Consider the following 13,893-nt stretch of genomic DNA (forward strand, 5'->3'; position numbering starts at 1 on the left):
TACTTGGCAACACTTTGCATATTGACCATTAAAGGTTGGAGGCAACTTGCCTTCAATCTTCAATAGCAGTCTGGTAACAAGCCTCACGGCAGTTCTTCAGTTCTTCTCGGTTCCCGGGGACGCTTCAAAACAAAGGATGAGGTCATGCTTCGAATTCGCAAACTGGTGTTAGCAATAGCCGCAGCGTCGGCGCTGTCTTCCGGTATGGCGCATGCCCTCGGGCTTGGCGAGCTGACCCTCAAGTCGGCACAGGACCAGCCCCTCAACGCCGAGATCGAACTGCTCGATGTGCGCGACCTGAGCGCCGCCGACGTCAAGCCGAGCCTGGCGCCGGCGGAAGAATTCGCCAAGGCCGGCGTCGAGCGCCAGCCGTTCCTCAATGACCTGACCTTCACCCCGGTGATCAATCCGGCGGGCAAGAGCGTGCTGAAAGTCACCTCCAGCCAGCCGCTGGCGGAGCCGATGGTCAAGTTCCTGGTCCAGGTGATGTGGCCGCAAGGCCGCCTGCTGCGCGACTACAGCGTGCTGCTCGATCCGTCCAAGTTCTCCCCGGAAACCGCCCAGGCCGCCTCCGGCGTGACCCCGGCGGTGAGTGCCCCGGCCAGCCACACCACGGTGCGCCGCGACACCCTCTGGGACATCGCTTCGCGCTCGCGCCAGGGCGGCTCGGTGCAGCAGGCCATGCTGGCGATCCAGGCGCTCAACCCGGACGCCTTCATCAACGGCAATATCAACCAGTTGAAGACCGGCCAGGTCCTGCGCATGCCGGACCAGCAACAGATCCAGAGCATTCCCCAGGCCCAGGCGGTAAAAGAGGTCAACGAGCAATACGCCGCCTGGCGCGAAGGCCGTCGCCTTGGTCCGCAGGCGCGCCAACTGGATGCCACCCGGCGCAGCACGGCCCAGCCGTCGCCGTCGCGTATCGCCCAGCAGGACAACCTCAAGCTGGTTGCCCCCGGCGGTCAGGGCGCGGGCAGTGACAAGGCGCTGAGCGACAAGCTGGCGGCGACCCAGGAAAACCTCGACACCAGCCGCCGCGAAGGCGACGAACTGAAAAGCCGCGTAGCCGATCTGCAAAGCCAGCTGGACAAGCTGCAACGCCTGATCGAGCTGAAGAACGACCAGTTGGCCCGCCTCGAAGCCCAGGGCAATGCCCCGGCGGCTCCGGTGGCGCCCGCGGTGGCCACCGCCCCGGTGATCGACGCGACCCTGCAACCCAGCCCGGCCCCGGCTGCCGAGCCGGTAGTCACCCCGCCGCCGGCGGCGGTCGATACCGCACCGGAGCAGGACGCCGCACCGGCCGACGCTGCGACCCCCGAGGCCCAAGGCAACACGCTCGACGGCATCCTCGGCAACCCGTGGCTGCTGGCGCTGATCGCCGGCTCTGCCGCCCTGGTCCTGCTTCTGCTGGTATTGCTGCTGATGCGCAAGCGCAAGGCCCAGCAGGAAGCGGAAAAACACCTGCGCATGGCCCGCGCCCTGGCTGAAGAAAGCGACCTCGGTCCGGATGCCGACCTGCCGCCAAGCAGCTTCGACGGCCTCGACATCGTGCCGCCGACCGTCACCCTGGCCCCGGCGGTGGTTGCCGCGTCCGCCGCTGCCGCCACCGCCGCCGAGCAGGTCAGCGAGCCGCGTGTCGCCGAGCCCGAGGCGCAGCCGAAAACCGATCCGTTCATGGCCGAGATCGACGACTGCATCGCCAATGGCCGGCTGATGCAGGCGTCCAACCTGCTGGAACCGGCGGTGGAGAAGTTTCCGCAGCGCAGCGACCTGCGCCTGAAACTGATGGAGGTCTATGCGCACCAGGGCGATCGCGCTGGTTTCGTCATGCAGGAGCGCCAGCTCCAGGCCAATCCGCAGAACCTCGCCGAAGTCGAAGCGCTGAAGAGCCGTTTTCCCAACATGCTGGCCGTAGCTGCCGTCGCCGCGGCGGCGGGCGGTGCTGCCGTGGCCAGTGGTCTCGACGAGAAGTTCGTCGAGGATCTGATGTCCGACGAGCCACAGTCCGATGACCTGCCGGCCGATGATGACCTGGACAGCGCCTTCGACCTGAGCCTCGACGACCTCGATGGCCTGGACCTGGAAGCTCCGGCTGACCAGGCAGCGGTCCAGGCCAGCGAGCAGGCACAGGTGCAACCAGAGCCGGCTCCAGCTCCCGAACCACAAGCAGAGTCAGTGGCTGACCTGGCCGCGCTGGACGACCTGGACTTCGACACGCTGCTGCAAGACAACCCGGAAGCACTGCAGGCCGAGCCGCCACAGCTCGAGCCCGACACCAGCGCCTTCGCCGACCTGGACTTCGACAGTCTGCTTGAAGAGCAGGTCGCAGCCCAGGCTGCCGAGCCGGCGCCACAAGCCGAGCCGGAACCGGAACCGCCGGTTGTCGACGATCTGGACTTCGACAGCCTGCTGCAGGAACACACCGCTGCCCAGGCCGTTGAACCGGAGCCACAGGCCGAGCCACCAGCGACCACCGATGACGTAGACTTCGATGCCCTGTTCCAGGACTACGCCGCCACCGAGCCGGAAGTACCTGCCGCGCCGCAAGCCGAGCCCGAGCCTGAACTGTCGGCGGCCGCCGATGACATGGACTTCGATGCCTTGCTCGACGAGCACACCAAGGCGCAGTCCGGCGCGACCGACGACCTGTCCGACGCTGACTTCGACCTCAGCGTCCCGGACGAAACCCCGGACGTTGCCACCGAAAACCGTCCACCGCTGGATATCGAAGCGGAACTGGCGGCCTTCGACAACGACCTGGGCCTGGAGGCCGACCTGCCGCCGCTGGAGCTGCCGGACGACTTCGACCTGTCGCTGCCGGGCGAGGACGATGCCGCGTCGAAGAACTTCGCCGCCGAGCTGGACAACGTCAACGCCGAGCTGGACAAGCTCTCCGCCAGCCTGGAAACCCCGTCGCTGGAGCCGCACTTCACCGCCGAGGACGCCGCTGCGCTGCCGGAGGACGATGATTTCGACTACCTGGCCGGCACCGACGAAGTCGCCACCAAGCTCGACCTGGCCCGCGCCTACATCGACATGGGCGACCATGACGGTGCCCGCGACATCCTCGACGAGGTCAACAAGGAAGGCGACCAGGCCCAGCGCCGCGAAGCCAACGAGCTGCGTAGCAAGCTGGTCTGACTCCTACCGCAGTAATCCCGACGGCAGCCCTCGCGGCTGCCGTTGTCGTTATAATCCGCGCCATTGCGTAACCGACAGGCTGTTATCCCCTTGGAAATCATCGATACCGCGGCGTCCGAAGTGGCCGCCGAAGGCTTTTACCGAATCGCCCTGGGCGTTGAATACAAAGGCACCCGCTACCGCGGCTGGCAGCGCCAGGGCGATGGCGTGATCAGCGTGCAGCAGACCCTCGAGGAAGCCCTGTCGAAAGTGGCCGACGAGCCGATCACCGTGCAATGCGCCGGGCGCACCGATGCCGGTGTCCATGCCAGCGGCCAGGTGGTGCACTTCGACACCCGCGCCATCCGCAACCCCAAGGCCTGGACCATGGGCGCCAACAGCCATCTGCCCCACGACATCAGCGTGTCCTGGTCGCAGGAGATGCCAGCGCACTTCCATGCGCGCTTCAAGGCGTTTGCCCGGCGCTACCGCTACGTGATCTACAACGACCAGATCCGCCCGGCCCACCTCGGCGACCAGGTCACCTGGAACCACCGGCCGCTGGATGTCGAGCGCATGGCCGAGGCCGCCCGCTGCCTGCTCGGCACCCACGACTTCAGCGCCTTCCGTGCAGGCCAGTGCCAGGCCAAGTCGCCGATCAAGACCATCCACCACCTGCGCGTTACCCGCCACGGCAAGATGATCGTCCTGGATATCCGCGCCAGCGCCTTCCTCCACCATATGGTGCGCAATATCGCCGGGGTGCTGATGACCATCGGTGCCGGCGAGCGCCCGATCGGCTGGGCGGCGGAGATTCTGGCCAGCCTCGATCGCCGCCAGGCCGCGGCCACTGCGCATCCGTTCGGCCTCTATCTGGTGCAAGTGGAGTACCCGGAGGAGTTCGTGTTGCCCGAACGTTTCATCGGCCCGCATTTCCTCACCGGTTTCGAGTTCCCGACGGCTGACGACCCGACAGTCATTTGCTAACATCCGGGACTTTCGCCCTCTGGAGATTCGCTGCCCATGTCTGCCGTTCGCAGCAAGATCTGCGGGATTACCCGCGTGGAAGACGCGCTGGCCGCGGCCCAGGCGGGAGCCGACGCCATCGGCCTGGTGTTCTACGCCAAGAGTCCGCGGGCAGTGACCGTGCAGCAGGCGCGGGAAATCATCGCTGCGCTGCCGCCGTTCGTGACCACCGTGGGCCTGTTCGTCAACGCCAGCCGCTGCGAGCTCAACGAAATCCTCGAGGCAGTGCCGCTGGACCTGCTGCAATTCCACGGCGACGAAACCCCGGACGACTGCGAAGGCTACAACCGGCCCTGGATCAAGGCACTGCGCGTGCGTGCCGGGGATGACCTGGAAGCCGAGTGCAAACGCTACGCCCGGGCCAGCGGGATTCTGCTGGATACCTACGTGGCCGGCGTGCCCGGCGGTACCGGCGAAGCCTTCGACTGGAAGCTGGTGCCGGAACACCTGAGCAAGCCGATCATCCTCGCCGGTGGCCTGTCCCCGGACAACGTCGCCACGGCCATCGCCCAGGTGCGGCCGTATGCGGTGGATGTCAGCGGCGGCGTCGAGCAGGCCAAGGGCATCAAGGACGCGGCGCGGATCGACGCCTTCCTCGCTGCGGTACGCGGCGCGTGATGCGTGTCGATGTGACGGCGGCCGACAAGGCATCGTCCATAACTTTCGCAGCCGAGTGCTGCCAGGTCAGGCCCGTGGGCCGGCCATACGAATTGACGAGCGGTCGCACGCCGTCCGGGCCAGCGCACCCAGCGCGCCCGGGGATGCGCCCGGTTTTCCCGAAACATTTTTGAAGCTCAAGGGCATACGCGCGACCCGGCACCCAACCAATGCCTGCCGGCCGCCGCTACTGGAGAAATAAAGCATGAGCAACTGGTTAGTAGACAAACTGATTCCATCGATCATGCGTTCCGAGGTGAAGAAGAGTTCGGTTCCCGAAGGCCTGTGGCACAAGTGCCCGTCCTGCGAAGCCGTGCTGTACCGTCCGGAACTGGAAAAGACCCTGGACGTCTGCCCCAAGTGCAACCACCACATGCGCATCGGTGCACGCACCCGCCTGAACATCTTCCTCGACCCGGAAGGCCGTAACGAGCTGGGTGCCGAGCTGGAGCCGGTGGACCGCCTGAAGTTCCGCGACGGCAAGAAGTACAAGGACCGCCTGGTCGCCGCGCAGAAATCGGTCGGCGAGAAAGACGCCCTGATCTCCATGAGCGGTACCCTGATGGGCATGCCGATCGTGGTCAGCGCCTTCGAATTCTCCTTCATGGGTGGCTCGATGGGTGCCGTGGTCGGCGAGCGCTTCGTTCGCGCCGCCAACTACGCCCTGGAAAACCGCTGCCCGATGGTCTGCTTCTCCGCTTCCGGCGGTGCGCGCATGCAGGAAGCGCTGATCTCCCTGATGCAGATGGCCAAGACCTCCGCTGCCCTGGCGCGCCTGCGCGAAGAAGGCATCCCGTTCATCTCCGTACTGACCGACCCGGTCTACGGCGGCGTTTCCGCCAGCCTGGCGATGCTCGGCGACGTCATCGTCGGTGAGCCGAAGGCGCTGATCGGCTTTGCCGGCCCACGCGTCATCGAGCAGACCGTGCGTGAAAAACTGCCGGAAGGCTTCCAGCGCAGCGAGTTCCTCCTGGAGCACGGCGCCATCGACATGATCATCCACCGCGCCGAACTGCGTTCGCGCCTGGCCACCATCCTGGCCCAGATGACCGGCAAGCCTTCGCCGAAATACGTGCCTTCGGCCATCGATGCCGTGGTCGTACCGCCGGCGCCTGCCACCGTATGACCCAACGTACCCTTGGCGAATGGCTCGCCTACCTCGAGCAGTTGCACCCGTCGGCCATCGACATGGGCCTGGAGCGCTCCCGCGAGGTAGCGACCCGGCTCGGGCTGGGCAAGCCGGCGCCTCGGGTGGTGACCGTCACCGGCACCAACGGCAAGGGTTCGACCTGCGCCTTCATCGCTGCGCTGCTCAAGGCGCAGGGGCTTAAGGTCGGGGTCTACAGCTCGCCGCACCTGCTGCGCTACAACGAGCGGGTGCAGCTCGATGGCCTCGATGCCAGCGACGCACAGCTCTGCGAGGCCTTCGCTGCCGTCGAGGCGGCCCGTGGCGAAATCTCCCTGACCTACTTCGAAATGGGCACGCTGGCGGCCTTCTGGCTGTTCAGTCGCTCGGCGCTGGACGCCGTGGTCCTGGAAGTGGGCCTGGGCGGGCGCCTGGATGCGGTCAACCTGGTGGACGCCGACCTTGCCGTGGTCACCAGCATCGGTGTCGACCATGCCGACTGGCTGGGCAACACCCGTGAGTCCGTGGCCTTCGAGAAAGCCGGGATCTTCCGCCAGGACCGCCCGGCGCTGTGCGGCGACCTGAATCCTCCGCAACCACTGCTGGACAAGGCCCGCGAGCTGAACTGCCCGTTCTTCCTGCGCGGTCGCGATTTCGACCTGGCCTACACCGAGCAGTGCTGGCAATGGCGCGGTGTCGATGTACGCGGGGCTGAAGTCGAGTTGCGCGACCTGCCGCTGCTGGACCTGCCGATGGAAAACGCCGCGCTCGCCCTGCAGACCTATCTGCTGATGGACCTGCCGTGGGATGCGGCGGTGGTGGCCCAGGCCCTGCAGGCGGCGCGGATCGTCGGTCGCCTGGATCGCCGCCAGTTCGACTGGCGCGGCAAGCGCCTGAATATCCTCCTCGACGTGGGCCACAACCCGCATGCCGCCGAGTACCTGGCCGAGCGCCTGGCGGCACGTCCGGTCGCAGGCCAGCGCCTGGCGGTATTCGGCCTGCTCTCCGACAAGGACCTCGATGGCGTGATTCGTCCGCTGCTGCCGCACGTTCGTCACTGGGCGGTAGCTACACTGGAGACTGCGCGCAGTCGTCCGGCCGCGGAGTTGCAGGTGGCACTGGAGAACCTTGGTGCTGCGGCGCAGTCATACTCCAGCGTCGCACAGGCCCTGGAAGGGCAGTGCGCGCAGGCGACGGCGGACGATGAGATCCTGCTGTTCGGATCATTTTTCTGTGTCGGCGAGGCCCTCGAGTGGCTGGACCGGCAGGCCAGGGAGGACTGAGCCAATGGCGGGGCTGGACAAGGTCATGAAACAACGCATGGTCGGGGCGCTGGTGCTGATTGCACTGGCGGTGATTTTCCTGCCGATGCTGTTCACCAAGGAAGACGAGCTGCGTCAGGTCAAGGTCGAGGCGCCGGCGGCGCCTGCCGTACCGGCCTTGCCGCAGGTGCAGGTCGAACCGGTGCAGGTGCCCGAGCCCCAGGTGATCCCGGACGAAAGCGTCGCGGCCCAGCCGCAGACGGCGCCGAGCACGCCGATTGCCCCGGTGCAGCAGGCGCCTGCCCAGCAGCCGGTTGTCCAGCAGGAAGCGCCGAAGCCGGCCACCCCGGTACCGACCCCGCAACCTGCGGCCAAGCCTGCTCCGGCAGTCGCGGCGACCCCGGCTCCGGCCAAACCGGCAGCACAAGCGCCGGCGCCCGCCCAGGCCAGCGCCAACAAGGTCGACCCGAATGGCCTGCCGGTCAGTTGGTCGGTCCAGCTGGCCAGCCTGTCCAACCGCGCCAGTGCCGATACCCTGCAGAAAACCCTGCGCAGCCAGGGCTACAACGCCTATATCCGCTCTGCCGACGGCATGAACCGGGTGTTCGTCGGCCCGCTGATCGAGCGTGCCGAAGCCGAGCGCCTGCGCGATGTCATCAGCCGCCAGCAGAAGCTCAAGGGCTTCGTTGTCCGTTTCCAGCCTGAACGTGGCTGAAACCTGCCGTCCAGCGCCTGCGCCGGACGGCAAATCACCGCTTACCCATAGTCTTCCGCTCTGGTAAAATGCGCCGCCTCAACCGTTTGCAGGCAACACCGTGGCATTTACCTGGGTCGACTGGGCGATTCTCGCGATCATCGCCATTTCTTCGCTGATCAGTCTCAAGCGCGGCTTCGTCAAGGAAGCTCTGTCCCTGCTTACCTGGATCGTCGCCGGTGCGATGGCGTGGATGTTCGGCGGCTCCGCCGCGCAGTACCTCGACGCCTATATCCAGACACCGTCCGCCCGGGTCATCGGCGGCTGCGCCATCGTCTTCGTCGCCACCCTGCTGGTCGGGGCGATGATCAATTTTCTGCTCGGCGAGCTGATTCGCGTCACCGGACTGTCCGGGACCGACCGCTTCCTCGGCATGGCCTTCGGCGCTGCCCGGGGTGCACTGCTCGTCGTCGTGGCCGTCGGGCTGTTGAGCCTGGGGCCGGTACAACAGGATCCATGGTGGCAGGAGTCGCGACTCTTGCCACAATTTCTATTGGTGGCTGACTGGTCGAAGAACCTCATCCTGGGGTTGACCAGCCAGTGGCTAGCCAGCGGAATCAGCGCTCCCGCTGATATTCCGTTCAAGGAACAGCTCCTGGGGCCAAAAGTCCCGTGAGCACCGTTCAATCCAGTTTCATTAAGTAGGGGTTGCGTCGCATGTGTGGCATCGTCGGTATCGTCGGTAAGTCGAACGTCAATCAGGCGCTGTATGACGCGCTTACGGTCCTCCAGCACCGCGGCCAGGACGCTGCCGGTATCGTGACCAGCCATGATGGCCGGTTATTCCTGCGCAAGGACAACGGCCTGGTCCGTGACGTCTTCCAGCAGCGCCATATGCAGCGCCTGGTCGGCCACATGGGCATCGGCCACGTGCGCTATCCAACCGCGGGCAGCTCGACCTCGGCCGAGGCCCAGCCGTTCTACGTCAACTCGCCGTACGGCATCACCCTGGCGCACAACGGCAACCTGACCAACGTCGAACAGCTGGCCAAGGAGATCTACGAGTCCGACCTGCGCCACGTCAACACCAACTCCGACTCGGAAGTCCTGCTCAACGTCTTCGCCCATGAGCTGGCGGTGCGTGGCAAGCTGCAACCGACCGAGGAAGACGTATTCGCCGCGGTCACCGACGTGCACAACCGCTGCGTGGGCGGCTACGCGGTCGTCGCCATGATCACCGGCTACGGCATCGTCGGCTTCCGTGACCCGAACGGCATCCGCCCGATCGTCTTCGGCCAGCGTCACACCGACGAAGGCGTCGAGTACATGATCGCCTCGGAAAGCGTGTCCCTGGACGTCCTCGGCTTCACCCTGATCCGCGACCTCGCGCCGGGCGAAGCGGTGTACATCACCGAGGAAGGCAAGCTGCACACCCGTCAGTGCGCGACCAGCCCGAAACTCTCGCCGTGCATCTTCGAACACGTCTACCTGGCCCGTCCGGACTCCATCATCGACGGCGTCTCGGTATACAAGGCGCGCCTGCGCATGGGCGAGAAACTGGCCGAGAAGATCCAGCGCGAGCGCCCTGACCACGACATCGACGTGGTCATCCCGATCCCGGACACCAGCCGCACCGCGGCCCTGGAGCTGGCCAACCACCTGGGCGTGAAGTTCCGCGAAGGCTTCGTCAAGAACCGCTACATCGGCCGGACCTTCATCATGCCGGGCCAGGCTGCGCGGAAAAAATCCGTACGCCAGAAGCTCAACGCCATCGAGCTGGAATTCCGCGGCAAGAACGTGATGCTGGTGGACGACTCCATCGTCCGTGGCACCACCTGCAAGCAGATCATCCAGATGGCCCGTGAAGCCGGCGCCAAGAATGTCTACTTCTGCTCGGCCGCCCCGGCCGTGCGCTTCCCCAACGTCTACGGCATCGACATGCCGAGCGCCCACGAGCTCATCGCTCACAACCGCAGCACCCAGGACGTCGCCGATCTGATCGGTGCCGACTGGCTGGTCTACCAGGACCTGCCTGACCTGATCGAAGCGGTTGGTGGCGGCAAGATCAAGATCGAGCACTTCGACTGCGCGGTATTCGACGGCCAGTACGTCACCGGCGACGTCGACGCAGCCTACCTGGAACGCATCGAGCGGGCCCGCAACGACCTCGCGAAAGCCAAGAACCAGGCGGTCAGCGCGATCATCGACCTCCACAACAACTGATATAGGAGCAACGGCATGACATTGGAATGGGATGCCGGGCGCCTGGACAGCGACCTCGACGGGGTCGCTTTCGATACGCTGGCGGTACGCGCCGGCCAGCATCGCACGCCGGAAGGTGAGCACAGCGACCCGCTGTTCTTCACCTCCAGCTACGTGTTCCGTACCGCGGCCGATGCCGCGGCGCGGTTCGCCGGCGAGGTTCCAGGCAACGTCTATTCGCGTTACACCAACCCCACCGTACGGGCTTTCGAGGAGCGCATCGCCGCCCTGGAAGGCGCCGAGCAGGCGGTCGCCACCTCCACCGGCATGGCGGCGATCCTCGCCACGGTCATGTCCTTCTGCAGCGCCGGCGACCATGTGCTGGTTTCGCAGAGCGTGTTCGGTTCGACCATCAGCCTGTTCGAGAAGTACTTCAAGCGCTTCGGCATCCAGGTGGACTACGTGCCGCTGGCTGACCTGAGTGCCTGGGAGCAGGCGTTCAAGGCCAACACCAAGCTGCTCTTTGTTGAATCGCCATCGAATCCGCTGGCCGAACTGGTCGATATCGCCGCACTGGCGGAAATCGCCCACGCCAAGGGCGCCCAACTGGTGGTGGACAACTGCTTCAGCACCCCGGCGCTGCAGCAGCCGCTGCAACTGGGGGCGGACATCGTCATGCACTCGGCGACCAAGTTCATCGATGGTCAGGGCCGTTGCATGGGCGGCGTGGTTGCCGGTCGCAGCGAGCAGATGAAGGAAGTGGTCGGCTTTATCCGCACCGCCGGCCCTTCGCTGAGCCCGTTCAACGCCTGGATCTTCCTCAAGGGCCTCGAAACCCTGAACCTGCGTATGCGCGCCCACTGCGCCAATGCCCAGGAACTGGCCGAATGGCTGGAGCAGCAGGACGGTATCGAGAAGGTGCACTACGCCGGGCTGCAAAGCCATCCGCAGCACGAACTGGCCAAGCGCCAGATGAAGGGCTTCGGCGCGGTCGTGAGCTTCGAGGTCAAGGGCGGCAAAGAGGGTGCCTGGCGCTTTATCGATGCTACCCGGCTGATCTCGATCACCGCCAACCTCGGTGACGCCAAGACCACCATCACCCACCCGGGCACCACCTCCCACGGCCGTCTGTCGCCGCAGGAGCGTGAGGCGGCCGGGATCCGCGACAGCCTGATTCGTGTCGCGGTGGGCCTGGAAGACGTGACCGACCTCAAGGCCGACCTCGCCCGTGGCCTGGCGGCGCTGTGATCGACTGGTCGGTTGCCGAGAACAGCCATAACGGTCGCGTGGCGCTGGTCACCGGCGCCGCCCGCGGCATCGGCCTGGGCATCGCTGCCTGGCTGATCGCCGAGGGCTGGCAGGTGGTCCTCACCGACCTTGACCGCGTGCGCGGGGCCAAGGTCGCCAAGGTGCTGGGCGACAACGCCTGGTTCGTCGGCATGGATGTGTCCGATGAAGTCCAGGTGACCCTTGCGGTCGCGGAAGTCCTCGGTCAGTTCGGTCGCCTCGATGCACTGGTGTGCAACGCGGCGATCGCCGACCCGCACAACACCACCCTTGAAAGCCTCAGCCTGGCTCACTGGAACCGTGTCATGGCGGTCAACCTGAGCGGGCCGATGCTCCTGGCCAAGCACTGCGCGCCTTACCTGCGTGCGCATTGCGGGGCCATCGTCAACCTGACCTCGACCCGTGCCCGCCAGTCCGAGCCGGATACCGAGGCCTATGCGGCGAGCAAGGGCGGCCTGCTGGCCCTGACCCATGCCCTGGCCATGAGCCTGGGCCCGGAGATCCGGGTCAATGCCGTCAGCCCCGGCTGGATCGATGCCCGTGATCCTTCGGCGCGACGTGCCGAGCCCCTGAGCGAAGCCGACCATGCCCAGCATCCGACGGGCAGGGTGGGGACGGTGGAGGATGTGGCGGCGGCGGTGGCCTGGTTGCTGTCGAAGAATGCCGGGTTCGTCACCGGTCAGGAGTTCATCGTCGACGGCGGTATGACGCGGAAGATGATCTACTGCTAGCGGCAAGCTTCAAGCTCTAAGCTTCAAGCAATATGCGTTACCTGTTCAATTTCACCTGTCTTCGAAACCACGCGTGCTGCTTTTGCCCTTGCTTGCAGCTTACGGCTTGCAGCTTGAAGCTTGAAGCTTGAAGCTAAAAAATGCCCTTTTTGAAAAAAAACTTCAATGGGGCTATTGACTTAGGTTCGTTACCTGCGTAAATTTCGCGGCCTCAGCGAAGCAAACGTAACACAGCGGAAACACAGCGAAAGCGGTGAAGAAGTTTGAAAGTTAGGTTTGATGAGATTGGGTGATTAGCTCAGCCGGGAGAGCATCTGCCTTACAAGCAGAGGGTCGGCGGTTCGATCCCGTCATCACCCACCACTTCCTGAGAGTTCCTGACCCGGATCGCTTCGAAAGAAACGGTCTACCAGAGAGGAACAGGACGCAAGTCCACATCGCGCAGCGGTAGTTCAGTCGGTTAGAATACCGGCCTGTCACGCCGGGGGTCGCGGGTTCGAGTCCCGTCCGCTGCGCCACTTTTCTCCAGATCGGTCCATGACCGGTTTGAGGTCAGAAGGTACCGAAGCCTTCAGGCCAGATCCCAGTTTCAAGCAGACGAAAGTCTGTGCGATACGCAGCGGTAGTTCAGTCGGTTAGAATACCGGCCTGTCACGCCGGGGGTCGCGGGTTCGAGTCCCGTCCGCTGCGCCATATCCGCCTCGAGGCCCTTGAACTCCTCGAAGCAAAACGAAGAAAGCGACCTTAGGGTCGCTTTTTTCGTTTCTGGTGTTTCTCTTTTTCCTTTTCTGTTGTTCTTGAGGGCCTCATCGCTGGCAAGCCAGCTCCCACAGGTCCAGCGGTGCACGCAATCCCTGTGGGAGCTGGCTTGCCAGCGATGAGGCCCCTGAGTCATGCCTGTGGGCAGATGGACTAATTATTTCCACATGCCATCCGTTCTTCTGGGAGACAAGCCCGGCCGTTGTCATGGCCGGGGCGTGCACCTACAGGAAAACGAAAAATGGGCATCGAACGCGACGCATCCGGCCTGACCCTGTTCTGCCTGCCTTATTCCGGCGCCAGCGCCACCTGCTACAGCCCGTGGAAGCACAAGCTGCCCGCCTGGCTGAGCATCCGCCCGCTGGAGCTGCCCGGTCGCGGCATGCGCATGGACGAACCGCTGCACACCGATATGGCCGCCCTGGCCAACCTGCTGGCCGACGAAATCGCCGTCGAGCTGAACCGCCCCTACGCGATCTTCGGCCATAGCCTCGGCGGCCTGCTGGGCTTCGAGCTGGCCCATGTGCTGCGCGAGCGCGGCCTGCCAGCACCGCTGGCGCTGTTCGCCTCGGCCACCGCCGGCCCGGCGCGCCGCGATGTCAGCGAGTACGCCATCGCCAAGACCGACGCCGAACTCATTGCCCGCCTGCGCGAACTCGGCGGCACCAGCGAAGGCGTGCTGGCCAACGAGGAACTGCTGGAACTGATCCTGCCGATCCTGCGCGCCGACTTCCTGGTCTGCGGCAGCTTCAGCTACGGCCAGCGCGAGCCGCTGGACCTGCCGATCCACGTGTTCGGCGGCAAGCGCGACACGGTCAAGGTCGAGGAGTTGCTGGACTGGCAGGAAGACACCTGCACCGGTTTCTCCCTCGACATGTTCGAAGGCCATCACTTCTACCTGATCGACGAACAGGCCCAGTTGCTCCGGCAGATCCGCCGCTACGCCGAGGAACACCTGTCCCGCTGGCGCAACCGCGCCGGCCGCCAGCCCGCCAAAGCCACCGGCTGAGCCCACGCGACACACGCGTC

The 13,893-nt window shown here is 65.2% G+C and carries 11 protein-coding genes and 3 tRNA genes; all 14 read left to right on the forward strand.

The features are described 5' to 3' along the window. Positions 1 to 144: 144 nt before the first annotated feature. The 14 genes from PSEMO_RS15840 (at position 145) to PSEMO_RS15905 (ending at position 13,873) form a co-directional block, all read left to right on the forward strand. Positions 145 to 3,141 carry a FimV/HubP family polar landmark protein gene (locus PSEMO_RS15840; RefSeq protein ID WP_075803920.1) on the forward strand — a complete coding sequence of 999 codons (2,997 nt, stop codon included), beginning with the start codon at positions 145 to 147 and terminating at the stop codon, positions 3,139 to 3,141. 84 nt (positions 3,142 to 3,225) lie between these two features. Then, positions 3,226 to 4,107, forward strand: a complete 882-nt coding sequence (truA, locus tag PSEMO_RS15845; RefSeq protein WP_075803995.1) for a tRNA pseudouridine(38-40) synthase TruA — start codon at positions 3,226 to 3,228, stop codon at positions 4,105 to 4,107. 36 nt (positions 4,108 to 4,143) lie between these two features. Further along, positions 4,144 to 4,764, forward strand: coding sequence for a phosphoribosylanthranilate isomerase (locus tag PSEMO_RS15850; RefSeq protein ID WP_075803921.1), 621 nt, complete (start codon positions 4,144 to 4,146; stop codon positions 4,762 to 4,764). Positions 4,765 to 5,008: 244 nt separating this feature from the next. Further along, complete coding sequence (gene accD, locus PSEMO_RS15855) at positions 5,009 to 5,929, forward strand: acetyl-CoA carboxylase, carboxyltransferase subunit beta (protein ID WP_075803922.1); 921 nt, start codon at positions 5,009 to 5,011, stop codon at positions 5,927 to 5,929. Further along, the gene (gene folC, locus PSEMO_RS15860) at positions 5,926 to 7,212 is read left to right on the forward strand and encodes a bifunctional tetrahydrofolate synthase/dihydrofolate synthase (protein WP_075803923.1); all 1,287 of its coding nucleotides are present in this window, start codon (positions 5,926 to 5,928) and stop codon (positions 7,210 to 7,212) included. The genes accD and folC overlap by 4 nt, the downstream gene beginning before the upstream one ends. A 4-nt stretch (positions 7,213 to 7,216) precedes the next feature. Next, a complete protein-coding gene (locus tag PSEMO_RS15865; RefSeq protein ID WP_075803924.1) occupies positions 7,217 to 7,906 on the forward strand; it encodes an SPOR domain-containing protein in 690 nt (229 codons plus the stop codon). 100 nt (positions 7,907 to 8,006) lie between these two features. Beyond that, a complete protein-coding gene (locus PSEMO_RS15870) occupies positions 8,007 to 8,561 on the forward strand; it encodes a CvpA family protein (protein WP_075803925.1) in 555 nt (184 codons plus the stop codon). 41 nt (positions 8,562 to 8,602) lie between these two features. Then, positions 8,603 to 10,108: an amidophosphoribosyltransferase gene (gene purF, locus PSEMO_RS15875; RefSeq protein ID WP_075803926.1), complete on the forward strand. Its 1,506-nt coding sequence runs from the start codon at positions 8,603 to 8,605 to the stop codon at positions 10,106 to 10,108. Positions 10,109 to 10,123: 15 nt separating this feature from the next. Continuing rightward, the gene (locus tag PSEMO_RS15880; RefSeq protein WP_075803927.1) at positions 10,124 to 11,335 is read left to right on the forward strand and encodes an O-succinylhomoserine sulfhydrylase; all 1,212 of its coding nucleotides are present in this window, start codon (positions 10,124 to 10,126) and stop codon (positions 11,333 to 11,335) included. Continuing rightward, complete coding sequence (locus tag PSEMO_RS15885; RefSeq protein ID WP_075803928.1) at positions 11,332 to 12,105, forward strand: SDR family oxidoreductase; 774 nt, start codon at positions 11,332 to 11,334, stop codon at positions 12,103 to 12,105. The genes PSEMO_RS15880 and PSEMO_RS15885 overlap by 4 nt, the downstream gene beginning before the upstream one ends. Positions 12,106 to 12,392: 287 nt before the next feature. Then, positions 12,393 to 12,468 (forward strand) — tRNA-Val (locus PSEMO_RS15890). Positions 12,469 to 12,546: 78 nt separating this feature from the next. Then, a tRNA-Asp gene (locus PSEMO_RS15895) sits at positions 12,547 to 12,623 on the forward strand. Between the two features lie 98 nt (positions 12,624 to 12,721). Continuing rightward, positions 12,722 to 12,798, forward strand: a tRNA-Asp gene (locus PSEMO_RS15900). 307 nt (positions 12,799 to 13,105) lie between these two features. Beyond that, positions 13,106 to 13,873: a thioesterase II family protein gene (locus PSEMO_RS15905; RefSeq protein ID WP_075803929.1), complete on the forward strand. Its 768-nt coding sequence runs from the start codon at positions 13,106 to 13,108 to the stop codon at positions 13,871 to 13,873. Positions 13,874 to 13,893 lie beyond the last annotated feature (20 nt).

It is taken from the genome of Pseudomonas putida (assembly GCF_001941965.1).
In the GTDB taxonomy this organism is placed as follows: Bacteria; Pseudomonadota; Gammaproteobacteria; order Pseudomonadales; family Pseudomonadaceae; genus Aquipseudomonas; species Aquipseudomonas putida_L.